Here is a 20,119-nt window from a genome sequence, read left to right as displayed (position 1 = left end):
CCAATCGTCCCTATGGCTTCAGGAGATCCTTCCTATGGCTCCAGGAGCCTGAGCGCGACCTCCAGGGACGCCGCGTTGATCTCCTCCTCCGACACCGACTCCTCCTGGGGCATCCACTTGCCCGCGTGCAGCGCGAACAGCGCCATGGAGTGGGCGATCCGCACCGCGAGCGGGTCGTCCGGGTCGCTCAGCTCGTTGACCAGCTCCAGCATCGTGTCGCGCAGGCGCAGCAGCTTCGGGTGGTCGCGCAGCGCCGTCTGGTTGCGCTCCATGAAGCGGGCGACCTCCAGGTAGCGGGGCTTGCGCAGCGCCTCGGCGTAGCGCGTCACGATCTCGCGCCGCGCCTCCAGTGTCCTCGGCTGGCTCCTGGCCCACGCCAGGACCTCCTCGACCTCGGCCACGCGCAGGTCGGCCAGGCTGGCGACGATGTCGTCCTTGGTCTTGAAGTGGTAGTAGAGCGCCGCCTTGGTCACGCCGAGCTCCTCGGCGATCTCGCGCAGGGAGGTCGCCTCGTAGCCCTGCTCCGTGAACAGCCTGAGAGCGATCTCCTGGATACGCGTCCGGGTGTCTTCCCGCAAAGTGCACCTATTTCGACTTGACGACCGGCAAGTAAGTATCTACCTTAATGCAGGCTTGCCGGTCGGCAAGTAAGGAAGATCTTTTACTCCGGGGGTGTGCTTATGGAAGAAGCAGGAGGGCGCCGCCGAGAGGTCATGGTGGTCCTGCCGGGACTGATGCTGGCGATGATCCTCGCCATGCTCGACAACATGATCGTCGGTACGGCGATGCCCCGGATCGTGGGTGAGCTGGGCGGACTCCAGCACCTCTCCTGGGTCGTCACAGCGTATGTGCTCGGCACCACCGTCTCCACTCCCATCTGGGGGAAGATCGGCGACCTTTACGGACGCAAGACCATCTTCCTCGTCTCCATCGTCATCTTCATGATCGGGTCGGCCCTGTGCGGCATGGCCGGCTCGTCCGTCCTCGGCGGCCCCGACGGGGGCATGGCGGAGCTGATCGCGTTCCGAGCGCTCCAGGGCCTCGGCGCGGGCGGTCTCATGGTCAACGTCATGGCCATCATCGGCGACCTGGTGCCGCCCCGCGAGCGCGGCCAGTACCAGGGCATCATGGCCGGCGCCATGTCGCTCGCCATGATCGCCGGCCCGCTCGTCGGCGGCTTCATCACCGACCACCTCGACTGGCGCTGGGCCTTCTACGTCAACCTGCCCGTCGGCGCGATCGCGCTCGCCGTGCTGGCCGTCAAGCTCCACCTGCCCAAGCACCGCAACAAGGTGCGCATCGACTGGATCGGCGCGATCCTGCTGTCCATCAGCATCACCGCCATGGTCCTCGTCACGACCTGGGGCGGCAACGAGTACGACTGGGGCTCCTGGCAGATCCTCGGCCTCATCGGCGTCGCCGTCGTCACGCTCGCCATCTTCATCCCGGTCGAGCGCGCCGTCGCCGAGCCGATCATGCCGCTGCAGCTGTTCCGCAACCGCAACTTCACGCTGATCTCGGGCATCGGCTTCCTGCTCGGCTTCGCCATGTTCGGCGCGATCAACTTCCTGCCGCTGTTCCAGCAGATGGTCCAGGGCGCCACGGCCACCAACTCCGGCCTGCTCCTGCTGCCCATGATGGCCGCGGCCATGGTGGTGTCGCTGTTCGTCGGCCGGGCCATCACCGCCACCGGCAGGTACAAGATCTACCCGCTGATCGGCGGCGTCGGCATGGCGCTCGGCATGTGGCTGCTGTCCACCATGGACATGGACACGCCGGGCTGGCAGACCGGCGTCTACATCGCCGTGCTCGGCCTCGGCATGGGCTTCCTCATGCAGACCACCATGCTCATCGCGCAGAACAGCGTCGAGCAGAAGGACCTCGGCGTCTCCAGCAGCGCCACCACGTTCTTCCGCTCGATCGGCGGCTCGTTCGGCGTCTCGCTGTTCGGCGCCGTCTTCAACAACGGCTTCCAGAACGAGCTGACGGACAAGTTCGGCGCCCAGGCCGCCGAGAAGATCGCCAAGGGCGGCGGCCGGATGGACCCGGCCGCGCTGTCCCAGATGCAGCCGCAGATGCGGACCGGCCTGATCGAGGCGCTGGCCGGCTCCATCTCCAACGTGTTCTGGTGGGCCATCCTGTTCGCCGTCGTCGTGCCCGTGCTGGCGGCGTTCGTCAAGGAGATCCCGCTGCGCGGCGGCCCGGCCACCCCGGCGGAGCAGCCCGAGCCCGCCGTCGGCTGACCGCCGTCGTCCGGGAGCGGCCCGCCGGGCCGCTCCCGGACGCGTGGGCGGGCTCACGCGGGCGGCAGGCTGAAGATCCGGTCCAGCGCCGTCATCCGCAGCACATTGCGCAGGTACGGCGTCACGGCCACCACCCGCAGCACGGCGTCGGCCCGCTCGGCCTGGTGGTAGAGGCGGATGAGCGCCGCCAGGCCGGAGGAGTCGATGAAGGAGACCCCCGACAGGTCGATCTCCAGGCGGCGGAAGTCATCGGCCAGGGGCAGTGCCGCCAGCTCCGAGACGGTGCCGTAGTCTAGATCGCCACTGAGCGCGAGCCGCACCGTCATCGGGTCGGGTGTGGCGACCTCGATGCGCAACGGCTTCTTGTCCAGCACCCGTCCAGCTTATCGACGGAGGGAAAATGGGAGGCGAGAGCCCCGCCCGTTTCGGCACAATCCCCCCCATGGATTCCATCAGGCGCCCCCGGCCGGAGGACGCTTCCGCCATCCACGAGCTCCTGACGGCCGCCGACACGGCGGTCATCGGCCACGCCGACTGGACCCTCGACGACGTCAAGGCGGACCTCGCCGCGCCCGGCGCCGACCTCGACCGCGACGGCTGGCTGCGCCACGACGCCGAGGGCCGCCTGGTGGCCTGGGCCTGGGCGTACGCCAAGGGCCGCAGCGACCTCGTCGAGGTCGACGTCATCGTCCGCCCCGGCCGGGAGGACGTGGCGGGGCCCCTGTGGGGCACCGTGCTCGACCGGGCCCGGGAGCTGGCCAAGGAGCGCGGCCACGACGGCGTCACGGTCGACGCCGGCATCCACCGGGCCGACGAGGTCAAGCGCGCCCTCGCCGAGCGCCACGGCCTGCGGCCCGCGACCAGCTTCCACCGGCTGCGCATCGACCACGCGGGGCCGCTCGACCCGCCCGCGCCCCCGGCCGGCCTCACCCTGCACAGCGGCGAGAGCGAGGAGGCGCGCCGCGAGGCGCACCTGGTCCACCAGGGGGCCTTCTCCGAGCACTTCGGCTTCGTCAAGGTCGACTACGACACCTGGTACTCCCGTCGCTCCGCGCACCGCGCCACCGACTGGAGCCAGCTCACGGTCGCCCGGCTCGACGGCCGCCCCGCCGCGACCGTGATCGGCAACGACCAGTTCCTGTCCGACGAGGGATGCGGCTACGTCGCGCTGCTCGCCGTGCTCCCGGAGTGCCGGGGGAGGGGCCTCGGGCGCTTCCTGCTGAGGCACGCGTTCGCCGCCGACGCCGCCCGTGGCCGCCGGGGCACGATCCTGCACGTCGACTCCAACAACACCACGCCCGCCCTCGACCTCTACCTGTCGGCGGGCATGCGCACGGTCATGGTCATCGACGTCTGGCGCGCCCGCCTCTGACCCGCCTCCCCACGCGGGGGACCCGGGGACTCGGGGACCCGCGAGGGAGAGCGGGATTCGGGGGAGGAGCCGTCAGACGCGGTGGGCCGCCAGATGGTCCAGGACCGACTGGTTGGCCTCCCAGCCGTCCGGGAACTTCACCGGCACCCCGAGCTGCACCGGCTCGGCCGACGGGTGCGCGTCCAGCAGCTCCGCGATGCCCGCCCGCGCCACCACCACGCACGCGTGCCGGTGCCGCGACGCCAGCACGCACAGCCGCCCCGACTCCAGGTGGAACGCCGTCGCGTCGCGCCGCCCCGACAGCGGGTGCAGCACGATCGTCACGTCGTACTCCCGGCCCTGCAGCCGGTTGGCCGTGTCCACGGTGATCTCCGGCGGCACCCCGGCGGCCCTGATCGCCGCCACCTGGTCCCGGTGCGCCGCCCCGACCGCGATCCGCTCGGCCGTCACGGGCCGCTCGCCCTGCTCCGAGCCCGCCACCGCGCCCCGCTGGAGCAGCCGGGCCGCCAGCAGCGCCACGGCCTCCACCGCCTCGCCGTCGGTGCGGACGGTGTGCCGGTTCGGCAGCTCCAGCAGCGCCCACCCCGACCGCGCCGCCTCCTCCAGCGCCCGGTCGTGCACGGTGCCCATGCCGCCCGTGGACAGCTCCAGCCGCCGCTCGTGCGGCTCCGTGCCCGCCCGGAACCCGGTGAACGGGTAGAACGCCCGCGACACCACCGGCGCGGCCGAGGCGGGCAGCCGCCACGACACCGGCAGCCGGTGGACCGGCAGGTCCGAGTTGTGCCGCAGCAGCACCGACACGGCGCTCTGCAGCGGGTCCCACGACAGCCCCGACCAGCGGTCGCCGTCCACGATCGAGAACGGGTCGAGCTGCCCCGGGTCGCCCACGAACAGCGCCCGCTCGAACAGCCCCGCGATGCGCAGCAGCTTGTCCGAGCGCATCTGGTACGCCTCGTCCACGATCGCCCACGGCCACGTCCGGCCGGAGATCCACGCCCACTTGTCGGCGGTCGCGATCACGATGTCGGGGTCGCCGAGGTCCTGCACACGGGTGCCCACCGTGACGCCGGGCAGCTCCAGCAGCCGCAGCGGCGGGACGTAGCCGCCCGCCGACAGCCGCCCGACGGTCAGGTCCGGGTGCCGCTCGCAGATGCGCGTCACCAGGTCGTCCACCTGCTCGTTGGTCTGGGCGACGATCATCAGCGGCTCGCCGGTCGCGGCGATGTGCGCCGCCGCCCGTACGACGAGGGTGGACTTGCCCGCGCCCGGCGGCGAGTCGACGACCACGCCGCGATGCCGCGGCAGGTCGGCGAGCACGGCCCGGATGACCTGCTCGGGGCTCGGCTCGGAACTCGGCGCGGGACCCGGACCGGGCGCCTCCTGCCGGACCGGCGGGGGACTCGTCACGACCACTCCTCCAGGGCGTCCTCGTCGCTCGGCGTGTACTCCCGCGGCGGGCCGCCGTGCGTCCACGGGGTCGCCTCCGGCTCCGGCAGGGCAGGCGAGCCCTGGAAGTCGTCGGTCAGCGAGGTGTAGCAGACCCGCTCGCCCACCTCCGGAACGGACCCGGGCGCGGGCGTCTTCCCCCGCCCCATCCCCTTGGTGATCTTCACGGTGACCAGGCCGTCGCCGGCCGACACGAGCTGGGCGCCCTGGGTGCGGCGCTGCGGGGTGCCGAGCGCGGTGCCGGGCGTCAGCCGGACGGGATCGTCGGTCTTGACCACCACGATCGGGCGCAGCTTACGTGAGCGGCCCTCGCCCTCGGCGTGCTCGGGGTCGGTCTCGACGACCTCGCCCGCGAACGCCTCGCCGGTCAGCCGGTGCTCGGCCATGACCAGCGGATCGTCGTAGGCGCGCTGCACCTCGTAGGCGGCCTGGGCGCGCTCCATGCGGGCCAGGCGGGAGGCGGCGGCGACCGCGCCGTCGCGCCGGGCCTGCGGCGGCGCGCCCTCGGCGATCTGCGCGGCCATGCCGCTGAACGAGCCGCGGTCCTGCTCCCACCGCTGCGCCACGCTCGCCCCCTCCGGCAGGCCCCGCAGCAGGTCGATCGCCTGCCACATGAGCCGCCAGGTGGGTTCGAGCTGGGTGCGCAGCGCCTCGGTGATGCGCTCGGCCGAGCCGGCCTCGATGGCCGGGGCCAGCACCTCGGCGTCGAACCCCGGATCGGTCGCCGGTCCCGCGGGCGGCCACACGAGCGGGTCCTCGGCGTCGTCGCTCGGCCCGGTGGTGATCCACGCCATCAGCGCGGCCAGGTTGGCGTCCTCCAGACCGCTCTGCCCGCTCGCCCAGTGCCGCCCCAGCTCCTCGGTCGCGGCCGTCATCAGCGACGAGCCGGGGTAGGCGGCCCGCTCGCCGAAGTACGTCAGCCAGCGGCCGAGCAGCGGCACCCGCTCCGGCACCGGGTACGGCCCGTCGACCCGCCGGAAACGGGTGGAGCGGCCGAGCAGGCGGGTGAACCCGACGCCCGCCTGGTTCGGCACGACGAGCTGCGGCGCGTCGAGCACGCGCTCGTACGGGTCGGCGTTCTTGCGCTCCACCGTCTCGGTGCCGCCGAGGAAGCCCTCGATGTACGGCAGCAACTCGGCGGCCAGGTCGGCCGCCCAGGCGAAGCGCAGGTCGCGGTTGCGGGGCTGCGTCACCACGAGCAGGCGCGGCTCGTCGCGGCGGGTGCCGAGCATGGCGGCCAGCGGCGCGGCGGCCTCGCCGGACAGCTTGAGCGGGATGAACACCATGGGCCGCTCGGACAGGTGGCAGTGCCGCACGGTCGCGATGGGCTGCGCGACGCCCTCGTCGAGCGCCCGCAGCCGCGCGAGCGACGTCAGCAGGCTCACGCCGTCCACCTCCGCCGGGCCTCACGGACGGGGCTCACGCGAGGCACTCCCGGCGCAGGCGCTCGGCGTTGCGCAGCAGCCGGGCGATCTCCTCCTGCCCCTCGGCCGGGTCGCGGGTGCCGTCGGCCAGGCCCAGCGCCTCGCCGACGGAGGCCACCCCGCCCAGCTCGTCGCGCACCTGACGGCCCAGCAGGTCGCAGGCGCCCTCCTGCCGGGCCTCGTCGCGGCAGAAGAAGCACAGGTCGCACGTGGACAGGCAGTCGGGCGCGTACCGGGCGGTGGTGCGGCGCAGCGCGTCGGACAGCTCGGCCGCCGAGCGGGTGGGCAGCCCGTCCTCGCCCGGCACCAGGTCGAACGTCAGGTCCTCCGGCAGTCCCTCCACCAGCCGGTCGAGCCCCGTCATACGGGAGAGCTGCCGCTCCAGCACGGCGAGCTGCCGGCGCACGTCGACGAGCGTGGCCACGGGCCGGTTGGCGAAGTTCTCGGGGCAGACGAGGACCACGTCGTGCGCCACGCGCCGAGGGTCGTGGCCGAGCTCCCCGAGCAGCCGGCGCAGCGCCAGCACGTACACGGCCGCCTGCCGAGCCGCCGCCGCCACCGCCGACGGGTCGGCCTGGCCGTCGATCACCGAGAACGACTTGATCTCCACGATGTGGAACCGGCCGCCGAGCTGGAACGCCACCACGTCCGGCTCCAGGAACGCGGTGTGCCCGGCGATCTCCAGGCCGAGCAGCGGATGGTCGTAGAGCGTGCCGGAGTCGTGGCCGTCGCGCGCCGCCCGGTCGAACAGCGCCCGCGTGTGGGCGTGGCGCAGGTGGGCTCCGACGTTCTCGACGTCGTGGTAGCCCACCTCGGCGACCGGCAGCTCCAGCAGCTCGCGCAGCATCCGCAGCAGCTCGGCGCACCCGTCGGCCTTCACCAGCGCCTCGAACGCGTTGCCCCGGGTGATCGCGAACGGCGACTGCCCGAACGGTGCCGGGAAGCCCAGGTGGCGAGCGGTGGCGTCCTTGTCGATGCCCGCGCCGTCCAGCAGCGCCCGCCGCGCGCAGCCGGGGTTGGCGGCGAGCGCGGCGATGGCGCGCGCGTCGTGCGGCTTCTGCGGCGTCGTGCCCCGCAGCGCGTCAAGCCGGTTCATCGGCTGCCCTTCATGTGCTCATCTGCCTGGTGCTCGTGTCGCTCTGTACTCATGTCGCTGTGTGCTCATGTCGCTGTGGCTGGTGTCGCTGTGTGCTCGTGTCGCTCTGTGCTCAGGTGGCCGCGCGGCCTGTCGCGGCCCGGGCGACGGTGCTCAGCGTAGCGGCGCCGAACAGTCGCGCCCGGTCACCGAGCTGAGCGGCCGCGCGTTTCGCCAGCTCGGCCCGGTCCCGCGTGTCGCGCCCGGCGTGTACGGCCAGCTCGGCTCGCGCCGCCTCGATCACCCGGAGCGGGTCGGGCGGGCCGAGGTCGTGGGCGGCGCCGCCCGGGATGTTGCGCGCCATCCGCGCGAGCAGGCGCTCCACCTGAGGATCCGGCTCCATCTCCGTGCCCGTGCCTGCCTCCGAGCCCGGGTCCGGGCACAGCCGCCGGGCCACCGCGACGGCGCAGGTCAGGAAGTGGACGCGGGGGCTGAGCGGGCCCACCATCCGCCGCTCCAGCGGCCACGCGCTCACCGCGAGCAGGCCGCGGGCGGGGGAGAGGCGGTCGGTCAGCGCGGCGCACAGGTAGTACGGGCGCCCGAACGGGGAGGAGGCGAACGAGCGCTCCTCGTCGCGGCGCAGGCTGGTGAGCTGGGCGCCGCGCAGGGAGCCGCCGAAGAACGCCTCGTTCACGGCCGCGATCAGCCGGGGCTGGGCCGGCACGCCGAGCAGGTCGAGCGCCTGGTGCGCCTGCTCCCGCACGGTGACGAGCCGCAACCCGCCCCCGCCGCTCCCGGAACCAGCGCCGCTCCTGGAACCACCGCGGCTCCTGGAACCCGTGACCTTCCTGGAATCAGCGCCCTTCCCGGAACCAGCGATCTCTCTCGAATCGTCGGCGGCGGGTGCCGGGTCGAGGTCGCCGGAGACCAGGGCGTCCCAGGTGCGCTCGGCGGCGCGCAGGTCGGCCCGGAGCGTCCGGGCGGCGGCCGGGTCGCGGGCGCGCATGGCCCGGCGCACCCCGGCGCGCAGCTCGTCGATCCGCCGTTCCAGATCGTCCAGCCGATCACCCATGATCGTCCAGCCGGTCACCCATGGCGCGAGCGTAACAGTAGTTCCAGTATTTCCCAGTAATTTCCCGCTATAAGCGGAAATCTAGGTCGTAAGGGCTCCGGCGGCCACCCAGGTCCGGTCCTCCGTCAGGAACCGCAGCATCCGCAGCCCCGCCTTCTCCAACGCCCGCGCCAGGTCCTCGTCCGACAGCCGCCACGACGAGGACGACTGCGTCCACACGCGCCCGTCCACCTCGTACCGCATGGTCGCGGTGAACCGCCCCGGCTCCGGCTGCTCCAGCGCGGCCAGCTCGACGGTGACGCCGTCCTCGGTCCTGCCCTGGCCCACCTCCCAGGCGTCGAGCCGCTCCGGCGGCATCCACTGGAGGAGCACGTGCCCGTCCGCCGCCACGTGGCGGGCGCACGCCTCCAGCAGCGCGCGCCGCCCTTCCGCGTCCGCGGTCTGCACGAGCTGCGAGGCCAGCACGACGGTGTCGAAGCGCCGCTCCAGCCGCAGCTCGCCGATGCGCGCCCGCACGGTGGTCGCGCCGCGCACGTGCGCGAGCATCTCCGCCGACTCGTCCACGGCCACGACCTCGAAGCCCAGCCCGACCAGCGGGTGGGTCATGCGGCCGGTGCCGCAGCCCAGCTCCAGGATCGTGCCGCCCGCCGGCGTCACGGCGGCGATGATCTCGGGCTCGCCGCGGGAGCGCTGCGTCGCGTAGAACTCCACGGGCGAGCCGTCGGGGGTGATGGGGCCCGACCCGGTGCCGCTGTTCGGTGCGATCGTCATGATGGCGACTCTAACCACCGCCGGAACCACCGCCAAGGGTACGGGGGCTTGCCGGAAACGGCCCCGCGCGTGACCCGGGAGCGCGACCATGGTGCGCGTGCCGCTACGTGGAGTGATCGGGATCGTGATCGGGACGGTGGCGGGGCTGGCCGCCCTGCCGGTCGTGTACTACCTGACCGAGGCGGGCGCCCGCGCGCTGCGGACCGCCTACACCTCCTTCGCGCCCGGGCCCGCCGGGCTCGGGCTGCTCGCGGGCGCGGCGGTCCTCGCCGCGCTGCTGCGCGGGCTGTCGCGGTCCGCCGCGCTGGCCTGCGGGGCGCCGCTGGCCGCCGTGGGCGTGCTCTTCGCGCTGCGGCTGGACCTCGCGGTGGAGCTGGCCGGTCGGCTGCCCCGCCTCCTGGCGCCCACCGGCGAGCCGCCGGGGGCGCTGGCCGGCGCGACGGGCCTGTACGCGCTGCTCGGCCTCGTGCTGGCCGCCTCGGCGGCCCTGCCGGTCCGGCCGTCCGGCCGCCTCGACCGCCTGAGCCGTCTCAGTCGCCGAAGCGCGACAGCTTCCCCTGCCGGCGGGCGTAGCCGAGAGCCCACGCGTACAGAGCGAGGGTGAACGCCAGGTAGACGACGTCGAGCGCGCCCGCCCAGGCCAGCCGGTCCCAGGGCACGGCCCCGCCGGCCAGCACCGTGCGCATGCCCTCGAAGACGTGCGAGGCGGGCAGGAACCACGACACGGTCTGGAGCGGCGCGGGCAGCACCGACACCGGGTAGAAGATCCCGGCCAGCGGCTGCACCACGAACACCAGCGACCAGGCGATCACCTGCGCGTTCTCGCCGAAGCGCAGCACGGCGGCGATGCCGACCAGCCCCAGCGACCAGCCGAGGACGAGCAACACCCCCATGAACGGCACCAGCCCCACGCCGATGGCCGTCACCCCGAACCCGTAGAGGGCGTAGGCGAGCCCGGCCATCACCGTGACCGCGACCGCCACCTTCCCGAGCGAGAACAGCACCAGCCCGGCCAGGTACTCGGCGCTGGACAGCGGGCTGACCTGCACGTTGAGCAGGTTGCGCGACCAGATGTCCTCCAGGAAGGCGATGGAGATCTCGTTGCTGCCCTTCTGCAGCACCTGCCAGAGCAGCACCGCGCCGAGGAGGAAGGTCACCACGAACGGCACCTGCTGGGTGCGCAGGAACAGCGTGACGAACCCCCACAGCAGCAGCTCCACCGTCGGCCAGAAGAAGATCTCGAAGACGCGGACCGGACTGCGGCGCAGCGCGGCGAAGTCGCGCAGCACCACGCCCAGGACGCGGCTGCGCCGGGCGGCGAGACCCAGCGGCGGCAGGCCCAGGGGAAGAGCAGGCGGCAGGGCAGGCGGAGGAGCCGGTGGGAGGGCGGGTCGTGGTGTCGTCATCCGCGGGCCACCTTCAGGAACACCTCTTCCAGGTCCTCGGCCCCGTAGCGGCCGGCCAGGTCGGCGGCGCTGCCGGAGGCCACGACGCGGCCCTCGGCCATGAAGTGGATCCGGTCGCACATCCGCTCGACCTCGCGCATGTTGTGGGAGGTGATGAGCATCGCGGCGCCGCTCTCGCGGGCCACGCCGGACAGCAGGCCGCGGATCCGGTCGCCGGCGTCGGGGTCGAGGTTGGCGGTCGGCTCGTCGAGCACGAGCAGGCGGGGCGCGTTGACCAGCGCCTTGGCGAGCTGGACGCGGGTGCGCTGCCCCGAGGACAGGTCCATCACCCGCCGCCGCCTCAGCGGGCCCAGCTCCAGCAGCTCGATCATCTCCGCCACCCGTCGCTTCGGGCGACGTACGGCGTAGAAGCGGGCGAAGACGTCGAGCACCTCCTGCACCAGCAGCGGGCCGGGCAGGTCCACGTAGCTGGCGGCGAAGTTGACCCGGCTCAGCGCCTCGATCCGGTGCCGGGCCAGCTCCATGCCGAACATCGTGATCGTCCCGGCGTCGGGCGTGATGAGCCCGAGCAGCATGTGCAGGGTCGTCGACTTGCCGGCGCCGTTGGGGCCGAGCAGCGCGGCCACCTCGCCCTCGGCCACGGTGATGCTCACGTCGTGGACGGCCGTGACCGGTCCGAACCTCTTCGCCAGGCGAGTCGCCTCCAGGATGGCCACCACTCCAGCCTGCGGCCGGTGCTCGCCCGCCCGCAACGGGTTTTCCCCGGGTCCGCAGACGGCGGGGGCCCGCCTCCACGAGGGAGACGGGCCCGGGCCGGGTCGGAGAACGGGTCAGTGCGAGGCGGAGAGGTCGAGCTCCTTGACCCGCGGGTCGCCCTCGTCGGCGAAGTAGTCGCCGCGCGAGGTGGCGTCCTCGCCGTCGGCCACCTTGGCGGCCCGGAAGGCCAGCGTGGCCAGCACCGACACCACGAGGTTGACCGCGAGGGCGAGGAAGCCCGCGTACACGGTCATCGGGGTGTCGAGGCCGAGCTTCTCCAGCGCGAACGCGGACCCGCCGAAGTGCGCCTTGCCCTTGGCCGGGTTCGGGATGAGGTACAGCATCCACACGCCCGCCGCCAGGCCGGCCGCCCAGCCGGTGATGAGGCCGCCCCGGTGGAACCAGCGGGTGTAGAGGCCGAGCGCCACCGAGGGCAGCGTCTGCAGGATGATCACGCCGCCGATGAGCTGCAGGTCGATGGAGAACTGCGGGTCGAGCAGCAGGATGCACAGCACCGCGCCGACCTTGACGACCAGCGACACCAGCTTGGACACCTTGGCCTCCTGGGCGTCGGTGGCCTGCTTGTTGAGATACTCGCGGTAGATGTTGCGGGTGAAGAGGTTGGCCGCCGCGATCGACATGATCGCGGCCGGCACCAGCGCGCCGATGCCCACGGCCGCGTACGCGACGCCGGTGAACCAGTCGGGGAACATCTGGTCGAACAGCCGCGGGATGATCGTGTTGGTGTCGGTGCCGATCGGCTTGGTGCCCGCGGCGATGGCCATGAAGCCGAGCAGCGCGATGAGGCCGAGCAGGAAGCTGTAGGCGGGCAGGGCCGCCATGTTCCGCTTGATCACGCCCCGGTTCTTGGAGGCCAGCACGCCGGTGAGGCTGTGCGGGTAGAGGAACAGCGCCAGCGCCGAGCCGAAGGCGAGGGTGATGTACTGGAGCTGGTTGGCCGCGTTGAGCGTGATGCCGTCGGTCTTGACCGGGGTCGCGTCGAACTTGGCCTGGGCCGCGTCGAAGATGGACCCCCAGCCGCCGAGCTTGGCCGGGATGTAGATGACCGCGGCGAGGATCACGATGTAGATGAGCGTGTCCTTGACGAACGCGATCAGCGCCGGCGCCCGCAGGCCCGACTGGTAGGTGTACGCGGCCAGGATGGCGAACGCGATGATGATCGGCAGGTGGCCGGTGATGCCCATGGACTTGAGCACGGCCTCGATGCCGACGAGCTGCAGGGCGATGTACGGCATGGTCGCCACCAGCCCGGTCAGGGCGATGACCAGCGCGAGCGTGGGCGAGCCGAAGCGGGCCCGGACGAAGTCGGCAGGGGTGACGAACCCGTGGACGTGCGAGACCGACCACATCCGGGCCAGCACCAGGAACACCAGCGGGTAGACGACCACCGTGTACGGCAGCGCGTAGAAGCCGATGGCGCCGGCCCCGAAGACCAGGGCCGGCACGGCCACGAACGTGTAGGCCGTGTAGAGGTCGCCGCCGACGAGGAACCAGGTGATCCAGGAGCCGAAGTTGCGTCCGCCCAGGCCCCACTCGTGCAGGCTCTCGATGTTCTGGGGCCGCCGCCAGCGGGCGGCCACGAAGCCCATGCCGCTCACGACGAGGAAGAGCACCGCGAAGACGACCAGCTCGGTCGTGTGCCCGCTCATCGCGTCATCCGGTAGACGATCGTGGTGCAGGCGACGCCGACGAGGATGAAGGCGATCTGCAGCCAGTAGAAGACCGGGAAGCCCATGAGGCGCGGCTCGTCGGCGTTGAACAGGAACGTCATCAGGGGCAGCGCGATGGGCAGGACGAGCAGCCAGTTCCAGGGGCTGCGGTCGCTGCTGGGCTGCCCGGGTTCCCGGGTTGTCACTCGACCCCTCCGTTAAGCCGTATCCGTGGGAACGGATGCATGAGCCGGTCGTCTGACCGGCTCATGACTTGGTGGTCAACGGAAGGAGATTAGCTTTACGGAGGTATTAAGCCCAATGTCGATGGGATTACGGTTTGGCCTAAATAGTGACCAAACGTCCCGGAATGTGAGACGCCGGGCGGTTCACGTCGAGCCGGCGAGGTCCACTTCCTTGACCGCGGGGTCGCCCTCGTCGGCCGTGTAGTCGGCGGGCCGGGTCCCGTCGGGCCCGTCGGCGGCCTTGGCCGCGCGCGCGATCACCGTGCCCAGGACGGCCACGACCAGGTTGACCAGCAGCGCCAGGAAGCCCGCGTAGACGGTGATCTTCGTGTCGAGGCCGAGGTTCGCCAGCGGGAAAGCCGAGCCGCCGAAGTGCGCGTGCTTGGTGGCCGGGTTGGCGATGCCGTAGAGCATCAGCAGCCCGCCGCCCATCCCGGCGACCCAGCCGGCGATGAGCCCGGCCCGGTGGAACCACCGCGTGAACAGGCCGAGCGCCACCGACGGCAGCGTCTGCAGGATCATCACGCCGCCGATGAGCTGCAGGTCGATCGAGAACTGCGGGTCGATGAGCAGGATGAACAGCACCGCCCCGACCTTCACCACCAGCGAGGTGACCTTGCTGACGCTCGCCTCCTGGGCGTCGGTCGGGTTGCGGTTGACGTACTCGCGGTAGATGTTGCGGGTGAACAGGTTGGCCGCCGCGATCGACATGATGGCCGCGGGCACCAGCGCGCCGATGCCGACCGCCGCGAACGCGACCCCGGTGAACCAGTCGGGGAACATCCTGTCGAACAGCTGCGGCACCACCGTGTTGACGTCGGTGCCGATCGGCTTGATCCCCGCGCTGATCGCCATGTAGCCGAGCAGCGCGATGAGCGCCAGCAGCAGGCTGTACGCGGGCAGCGCCGACATGTTCCGCTTGATGACGTCCCGGTTGCGGGAGGCCAGCACCCCGGTGACGCTGTGCGGGTAGAGGAACAGCGCCAGCGCCGAGCCCAGCGCGAGCGTCACGTACTGGAGCTGGTTGTTCGGGTTGAGCAGGTGTCCGTCGCCGGGCGCCGGCGTGGCCTCGAACTTGGCCTTCGCCCCGTCGAAGATCGCCCCCCAGCCGCCCAGCCGGGCCGGGATGTAGATGATCGCCACGAGGATGACCAGGTAGATGAGGACGTCCTTGACGAACGCGATCAGCGCCGGCGCCCGCAGCCCCGACTGGTAGGTGTAGGCGGCCAGGATGACGAACGCCACGATCAGCGGCAGGTCGCTCAGGAACCCGCTGCCCGCCACGCCCATCGTCTTCAGCACGGCCTCGATGCCGATGAGCTGGAGCGCGATGTACGGCATGGTCGCCACGATGCCGGTGATCGCCACCAGCAGCGCCAGCGTGGGCGAGCCGAACCGCAGCCGCACGAAGTCGGCCGGCGTGACCAGCCGGTGCACGTGCGACACCGACCACAGCCGGATCATGATGAGGAACACGATCGGATAGGTGATCACCGTGTACGGCACGGCGAAGAACCCGGCCGCGCCCGCGCCGAACAGCAGGGCGGGCACCGCCACGAACGTGTACGCGGTGTAGAGGTCGCCGCCGATGAGGAACCAGGTGATCCACGAGCCGAAGTTGCGGCCGCCCAGCCCCCACTCGTGCAGGCTGGCCAGGTCGGTGGGGCGGCGCCACCGGGCGGCCACGAAGCCCATCCCGCTGACCAGCAGGAACAGCACCGAGAAGACGACGATCTCGGTCGTGTGCGCGCTCACGGCCGCCTCCTCGTCATCCGGTAGACGATCGTGGTCGTCGCCACGCCGAGGGCGATGAAGGCGATCTGCAGCCAGTAGAACAGCGGAAAGCCGAGCAGCCGCGGCTCGTCGGCGTTGTAGAGGAGCGTCAGCAGGGGGATGACGACGGGCACGAGCAGCAGCCAGTACCAGGGGCTGCGGTCACTCTTGTCACCGGGCAAGGCGGTCTCCTTGGGCGTGAGGAGAAGCAGCTCTCGACCCCGCACCTTAGACAGGCCGGGGTTCCGGTCAGGTCACGGATCGCCGAGTGGTCGTAGCGCCGCGCCGAACGGTCGATCTCCCGGGGCCTCGTCCTGGTGCTCGTACAGCCGGGCCATGCGGGCGGCCGCCCCGGCGAGCAGGGCACGCAGCTCCGGCGGCCCGAGCACCTCCGCCTCCGGGCCGAGGCGCAGCACCTGACTGTAGGCCACGGCGACGGACTCGACGCCCAGCCGCAGGGTGCCGTCCGGCTGGAGCGAGGCCAGCGCGTCGTCCAGCGCGGCCGGGTCGGCGACGTGCCGCAGCATCCGCACCCCCGCCTCCGTCAGCCGCAGCGTCACCGTCTCGCGCAGCAGGGAGCGGGCGAAGGCCGCCGCGTGCTCCGCCCAGAACGCCGCCAGGTCGAAGCCCGGGTCCCGCTCGAACACGCCCTCGTGCGGCTCGACCTCGCCGAACCGGTCCACCCGGAAGACCAGGAACCGGGACCGGACCCGGCCGGCGAGGTACCACGCCCCCGCCTTCAGCACGAGCCCGTACGGCTCCAGGGTGCGGCGGCGCTCGCGGTAGGCGGCGGTGACCGGCCGGTCGCTCCACACGGCCCGGGCCAGCGGCGCCAGGGCGGCGGGAGGCGGGTCGTCCGGGGCGAACCAGCCGGGCGCGTCCAGGTGGAAGCGCTGCGCCGCGGTCGCGGGCGCGTCGCGCAGGCCGGGCGACAGGGCCGCCGCGGCCTTCAGCCGGGCCGTCGCCGCCACGCCCTGCAGGCCCATCTCCCGCAGCGCGGCCGGCACCCCCGACAGGAACAGCGCCTCCGCCTCGGCCCGGTCCAGGCCGGTCAGCCGGGTCCGGTAGCCGTCGAGCAGCCGGTAGCCGCCGCCGCGGCCCCGGTCGGCGTACACCGGCACGCCCGAGCCCGACAGGGCCAGCACGTCGCGGTGGACGGTCCGCTCCGACACCTCCAGCTCGCGCGCCAGCTCCGCCGCCGTCATCCTGCCGCGCGCCTGGAGGAGCAGGACGAGCGACATCAGCCGCCCGGCGCGCACAGCCGTGCCTCCCGTCCGGTCATGGGACCGCCACGCGGGGGAGCACCACCGCGGAGGGCAGCTCCGGGGTGTGGAAGACCTCGACGTCGGCCGCGACCATCGGGCCGCCGAGCCCGATCGGCCGCCCGGTGCCGGTGTTGCGGGCGATCGTCGGGTACGCGCCGGCGGCCACGTGCACGCGGATGCGGTGCCCGGCCCGGAAGCGGTGCCCGAGCGGCCACAGCTCCACCACCACCCGCCGCACGTCCCCGTCAGGGGAGTCCGGGTCTCCGGGGGAGGCCGGGCTCATGCGCCGCACGCCCTCGCACAGGTTGAGCGACCTGCCGTCCGGGCGCACGTCGCACACCCGCACCACCACGTCCACGTACGGCGTGCTGGAGCGCACGAACAGCTCGGCGGTGACGGGCCCGATCATCTCGACGTCCCGCGGCAGCGCCGGCGAGCTGTAGACCAGCACGTCGCGCCGCGCCTCCAGGCGACGCTGGTCGCGCGGCCGGGAGTCCGACAGCAGCACCGGCCCGCCGAGCACGGGGGTGGGGTGCGCGGGGTCGTAGCGGAACCGGTCCGGACCGGCCGCCCGCGGCGCCTCGGGATCCAGCCCGAAGCCCCGCTGGAGGTGCCACCGCTGCGGTGTCATGCCCGGCACCGGCCAGTCGGGGTAGTCGCGCCACTCGCCGGCCCCCGTCACGTGCACCCGCACCGGGTCGGCGCGCAGCCCGGACGCGTCGCCCATGAGGTGCGCGCGGAACCAGGCGAGGCCCTCGGCCATCGAGGTCCGCCCGTGCCGGGCGTCCACGTGGTACCACGGCCCGATCGTCAGGTACGGCCGGCGCCCCGCCCGCCGCATCGCCAGATAGTCCTTGAGCTGCCACGGCAGGAACACGTCGTACCAGCCGCTGAGCATCGTGACCGCCGCCTCCACCTGCCCGACCTTAGGGGAGAAATCGCGCTTGTCCCAGTACGGCACGGCGGGATCGGCGTGGTGCTCCAGCAGATCCTGGTAGAAGCGCAGCGGACGCCCCGAAGCGGCCACGTCCAGCTCCGCCACCGGCCGCCCCGACAGCACGGCCCGCCGCGTCAGCCGGGGCGCGGTCAGCGCCGCCGCGCCGCCGAAGGGACGCGCCATGGCGTCCGTCAGCGCCGTCCAGCTCAGTGCCGACTCCAGCGCGAACGCCCCGCCCACGTAGGCGGCGTCGCGGAACTGCGACGCGGTGATCTGGGCCGCCATGGCCTTCAGCTCCGGCCCCGCGTCGGCCGCGATGGCCCACTGCGCGTAGCCCAGGTACGACGGGCCGAACATCGCGAACGACCCGCCGTACCAGGGCTGGGCCCGCATCCACGCCAGCGTCGCCAGGCCGTCGTCGTGCTCGTCGGCCATCGGGTCGAGCAGGCCACCGGAGCCGAAGCCGCCCCGGCAGCTCTGGATCACCACGTGGAAGCCGTTGCGGGCGAAGCCCCGCCCGTACATCCAGCCGAACAGGCCCCGCCGGCCGTACGGGGAGCGGATGAGCACCACCGGCGCCCGGCCGCCACCGGCGGGCGCGTAGTGGTCGGCCATCAGGGTCACACCGTCCGGCATGGGGACGGGAAGGTCACGCTGGAGCCGCACGCGTCGCATTACCTACCAGTAACAGATGCCGCCCGGCAGGTGGAAGCCCGCGCCGCTGCCCGCGTCCGTGGTCAGCAGGGGACCTCCGAGAAGTCCTTGTAGATCGTGCGGACGCCCCAGGAGCCGCCGCCGCCTTCGCATTCCTCCACCATCTGCCCGACCACGGTGGTCCGGGAGGAGTCGGAGTAGTAGGTCGTGACGCAGTAGTTGCCGAGGCCGCAGGGCCGGGCCTGGGCGGGCGCGCTGGTGACGGCCGCGCCGGCCAGGGCCAGCACGACCGCCACGGGGAGGGACAGGAGGGAACGGCGCATGGCGAAGCCCTTCGCTGGGGGGAACCGTTGACCGGATCATGAGCCCGCCAGGCCCGGAGATCAAGGCCCGCGCCGCGGTTCGTGGTCCCGCTAGCTGTAGTGCTGGTAGAGCGGCCAGGCGGCTCGCCAGGAGCCCTTCAGTCCCCGGCACAGGAACACCGGCATCCCCTGCAGCTCGTTCTCCACGCCGACCCGGTTGTCCACCACGGCGCGCTGCTCGCACGTGGTGTACTGCCGGTACATGCCGCGCCGGCCGATGTTCACCGCCACCGCGACGGTGCCGGTCTCGGGCGGCGGGCCGTACAGGTGGAGCTGGTTCTGCCCGCTGTAGACGCGCGGGATCCCGGCCTGCGCCAGCGCGCCCTGCTCGCCGTAGCTGCCGGTCAGCACGATCGCGCGGGCCCGCTCCTCGGGCGGCAGCGTGTCCAGGATGCCCCGCACGGCGGCGGCGAACTGCGGCCAGCCGACGGACTCGCGCACCACCTCGTCGATGTCCGGGATCGGGGTGGCGGCCAGCCGGTCGGCGGGCAGCAGCGGCAGCGCGATCACCGCGCAGACCAGCCCGTTGACCACCAGCGACGCCACCGCCAGCCGCACCCGGCCGGCGCCCGCCGCCTCCACGCTCACGCAGCCCGCCGTGAACAGCAGCAGGACCAGCCCTGCCGTGTAGTCGAACCGGCCGCCGCTGAGCACGGTCAGCACCGCCGCGGCCGGGAACGCGACCGCCACCGCCCGCACCCGCCGGTCCTTCCACAGCCGCCACCAGCCGAACCCGCCGATGACCGCCACGACCGGCCCGAACAGCCCGAACTGCATCGGCACGAATATCAGCCGCTGCTCGTCGCCCTCGCCCTCGCTGAGCGCCGCGGCCATCTTGAGCTGCGGCCAGTCGTGGGTCGCCTGGTAGATCAGGTTGGGGGCGGCCAGGACGAGGGCGATCGCCGCGCCCGCCCACAGCCACGGGCTGGCCAGCACCCGGCGCGGCCCCGCGAGCAGCAGCCCGGCCGCGAGGCCCAGCGCCAGCATCGCGATCAGCAGCTTGTTGTACGTCGCCAGCCCGGCCACCACGCCGAACGCGACCCACCAGCGCGGCTCCTCCCGGCGCAGCGCCTTGATCGCGAACAGCCCGGCCGCCGCCCAGAACGGCAGGTCGAAGCTGAGCGTCAGCATCGTGTGCCCGGCCACCAGCGTGTACGCGCCGGTCGCGACGCCGAGCGCGGCCACGGCCTGGGCGACGCGCCCGCCGCCCAGCTCGCGCGTGATCAGCGTGGCCAGCACCACCAGCAGCGCCGCCGCCACGGCCGGGAAGATCTTCAGCGCGAACAGCGTGTCGCCGAACAGCGCGATCGACAGGCGGGCGATCAGCGGGGTGAGCGGGGGCTGGTCGACGTAGCCCCAGGCGGGATACTCGGACAGCACCCTGAAGTAGAGCTCGTCACGGTGGTAGCCGTACCGGTCGCCGAGCAGGAGCAGCACCGCGACCAGGCACGCCACGACGACCGTTGTCGACCGCCAGGCTAACGGGGGGCGTTCCATGATTGTCAAGCTAGCCGTTCCCCCCGCCGCGCGGACCCCTACGCCCCCCGCTATTTCACGCGGCCTTCCGGCGGGCGCCCGTCTGTCACGCCACCGGAGCGGGCGCCGAGGGGGCACGGAGGGGGGCACGGAATGCCGGAGCCCCCGCTGC

Annotated in this window: 20 protein-coding genes; 3 read left to right on the top strand and 17 right to left on the bottom strand. The window is 72.7% G+C overall.

Features of this window, described 5'->3' with window-relative positions; all coding sequences use genetic code 11:
• Nucleotides 1-32: 32 nt before the first annotated feature.
• The gene (locus MTP10_RS15655) at nucleotides 33-578 is read right to left on the bottom strand and encodes a helix-turn-helix domain-containing protein (protein WP_310709966.1); all 546 of its coding nucleotides are present in this window, start codon (nucleotides 576-578) and stop codon (nucleotides 33-35) included.
• A 102-nt stretch (nucleotides 579-680) separates the two neighbouring features.
• Here MTP10_RS15655 and MTP10_RS15650 point away from each other — a divergent pair, with 102 nt between their 5' ends.
• Nucleotides 681-2,243: an MDR family MFS transporter gene (locus MTP10_RS15650; protein WP_310709964.1), complete on the top strand. Its 1,563-nt coding sequence runs from the start codon at nucleotides 681-683 to the stop codon at nucleotides 2,241-2,243.
• Nucleotides 2,244-2,296: 53 nt separating this feature from the next.
• Here the strand turns inward: MTP10_RS15650 and MTP10_RS15645 are convergent, their stop codons facing one another.
• Nucleotides 2,297-2,617 carry an STAS domain-containing protein gene (locus MTP10_RS15645; protein WP_310709962.1) on the bottom strand — a complete coding sequence of 107 codons (321 nt, stop codon included), beginning with the start codon at nucleotides 2,615-2,617 and terminating at the stop codon, nucleotides 2,297-2,299.
• 68 nt (nucleotides 2,618-2,685) lie between these two features.
• Between MTP10_RS15645 and MTP10_RS15640 the strand changes: the two genes are divergently transcribed.
• Nucleotides 2,686-3,615: a GNAT family N-acetyltransferase gene (locus MTP10_RS15640; protein WP_310709960.1), complete on the top strand. Its 930-nt coding sequence runs from the start codon at nucleotides 2,686-2,688 to the stop codon at nucleotides 3,613-3,615.
• Between the two features lie 72 nt (nucleotides 3,616-3,687).
• Here MTP10_RS15640 and MTP10_RS15635 read toward each other — a convergent pair whose 3' ends face one another.
• The 5 genes from MTP10_RS15635 to MTP10_RS15615 all read right to left on the bottom strand — a co-directional run bounded on the left by MTP10_RS15635 (nucleotide 3,688) and on the right by MTP10_RS15615 (nucleotide 9,403).
• Nucleotides 3,688-5,022, bottom strand: coding sequence for an AAA family ATPase (locus tag MTP10_RS15635; RefSeq protein WP_310709958.1), 1,335 nt, complete (start codon nucleotides 5,020-5,022; stop codon nucleotides 3,688-3,690).
• Complete coding sequence (locus MTP10_RS15630; RefSeq protein ID WP_310709957.1) at nucleotides 5,019-6,446, bottom strand: hypothetical protein; 1,428 nt, start codon at nucleotides 6,444-6,446, stop codon at nucleotides 5,019-5,021. The genes MTP10_RS15635 and MTP10_RS15630 overlap by 4 nt, the downstream gene beginning before the upstream one ends.
• Before the next feature lie 34 nt (nucleotides 6,447-6,480).
• Nucleotides 6,481-7,581, bottom strand: a complete 1,101-nt coding sequence (locus MTP10_RS15625; protein ID WP_310709955.1) for a hypothetical protein — start codon at nucleotides 7,579-7,581, stop codon at nucleotides 6,481-6,483.
• Between the two features lie 112 nt (nucleotides 7,582-7,693).
• Entirely contained in the window at nucleotides 7,694-8,650 is a 957-nt protein-coding gene (locus tag MTP10_RS15620; RefSeq protein ID WP_310709954.1) for a hypothetical protein, read from the bottom strand.
• Nucleotides 8,651-8,713: 63 nt separating this feature from the next.
• Nucleotides 8,714-9,403, bottom strand: a complete 690-nt coding sequence (locus MTP10_RS15615) for a class I SAM-dependent methyltransferase (protein WP_310709951.1) — start codon at nucleotides 9,401-9,403, stop codon at nucleotides 8,714-8,716.
• A gap of 97 nt (nucleotides 9,404-9,500) precedes the next feature.
• Between MTP10_RS15615 and MTP10_RS15610 the strand changes: the two genes are divergently transcribed.
• Entirely contained in the window at nucleotides 9,501-10,007 is a 507-nt protein-coding gene (locus MTP10_RS15610) for a hypothetical protein (protein ID WP_310709950.1), read from the top strand.
• Here MTP10_RS15610 and MTP10_RS15605 read toward each other — a convergent pair.
• From MTP10_RS15605 to MTP10_RS15560, 10 genes are all read right to left on the bottom strand, one after another.
• Nucleotides 9,934-10,809 (bottom strand): ABC transporter permease, encoded by an 876-nt coding sequence (locus tag MTP10_RS15605; RefSeq protein ID WP_310709948.1) that lies wholly within the window; start codon nucleotides 10,807-10,809, stop codon nucleotides 9,934-9,936. The genes MTP10_RS15610 and MTP10_RS15605 overlap by 74 nt on opposite strands.
• On the bottom strand, nucleotides 10,806-11,525 hold the full coding sequence (locus MTP10_RS15600; protein ID WP_310709947.1) for an ABC transporter ATP-binding protein: 720 nt from the start codon (nucleotides 11,523-11,525) through the stop codon (nucleotides 10,806-10,808). The genes MTP10_RS15605 and MTP10_RS15600 overlap by 4 nt, the downstream gene beginning before the upstream one ends.
• A 114-nt stretch (nucleotides 11,526-11,639) precedes the next feature.
• Nucleotides 11,640-13,235: a monocarboxylate uptake permease MctP gene (mctP, locus tag MTP10_RS15595; RefSeq protein WP_310709945.1), complete on the bottom strand. Its 1,596-nt coding sequence runs from the start codon at nucleotides 13,233-13,235 to the stop codon at nucleotides 11,640-11,642.
• The gene (locus MTP10_RS15590; protein WP_310709943.1) at nucleotides 13,232-13,441 is read right to left on the bottom strand and encodes a DUF3311 domain-containing protein; all 210 of its coding nucleotides are present in this window, start codon (nucleotides 13,439-13,441) and stop codon (nucleotides 13,232-13,234) included. The genes mctP (MTP10_RS15595) and MTP10_RS15590 overlap by 4 nt, the downstream gene beginning before the upstream one ends.
• 183 nt (nucleotides 13,442-13,624) lie before the next feature.
• Nucleotides 13,625-15,235 carry a monocarboxylate uptake permease MctP gene (gene mctP / locus MTP10_RS15585; RefSeq protein WP_310709941.1) on the bottom strand — a complete coding sequence of 537 codons (1,611 nt, stop codon included), beginning with the start codon at nucleotides 15,233-15,235 and terminating at the stop codon, nucleotides 13,625-13,627.
• On the bottom strand, nucleotides 15,232-15,435 hold the full coding sequence (locus MTP10_RS15580) for a DUF3311 domain-containing protein (protein WP_310709939.1): 204 nt from the start codon (nucleotides 15,433-15,435) through the stop codon (nucleotides 15,232-15,234). The genes mctP (MTP10_RS15585) and MTP10_RS15580 overlap by 4 nt, the downstream gene beginning before the upstream one ends.
• Before the next feature lie 72 nt (nucleotides 15,436-15,507).
• Nucleotides 15,508-16,512, bottom strand: coding sequence for a WYL domain-containing protein (locus MTP10_RS15575; protein WP_310709937.1), 1,005 nt, complete (start codon nucleotides 16,510-16,512; stop codon nucleotides 15,508-15,510).
• A 19-nt stretch (nucleotides 16,513-16,531) separates the two neighbouring features.
• Nucleotides 16,532-18,130 carry a CocE/NonD family hydrolase gene (locus MTP10_RS15570; protein WP_310709935.1) on the bottom strand — a complete coding sequence of 533 codons (1,599 nt, stop codon included), beginning with the start codon at nucleotides 18,128-18,130 and terminating at the stop codon, nucleotides 16,532-16,534.
• A gap of 62 nt (nucleotides 18,131-18,192) precedes the next feature.
• A complete protein-coding gene (locus tag MTP10_RS15565) occupies nucleotides 18,193-18,432 on the bottom strand; it encodes a DUF6289 family protein (RefSeq protein WP_310709933.1) in 240 nt (79 codons plus the stop codon).
• 90 nt (nucleotides 18,433-18,522) lie between these two features.
• Nucleotides 18,523-19,968, bottom strand: coding sequence for a glycosyltransferase family 39 protein (locus MTP10_RS15560; protein WP_310709932.1), 1,446 nt, complete (start codon nucleotides 19,966-19,968; stop codon nucleotides 18,523-18,525).
• Between the last annotated feature and the right edge of the window lie 151 nt (nucleotides 19,969-20,119).

Source organism: Nonomuraea sp. 3-1Str, from assembly GCF_031570565.1.
Classification (GTDB): Bacteria; Actinomycetota; Actinomycetes; order Streptosporangiales; family Streptosporangiaceae; genus Nonomuraea.
This window is presented reverse-complemented; position numbering and strand designations above follow the sequence as displayed.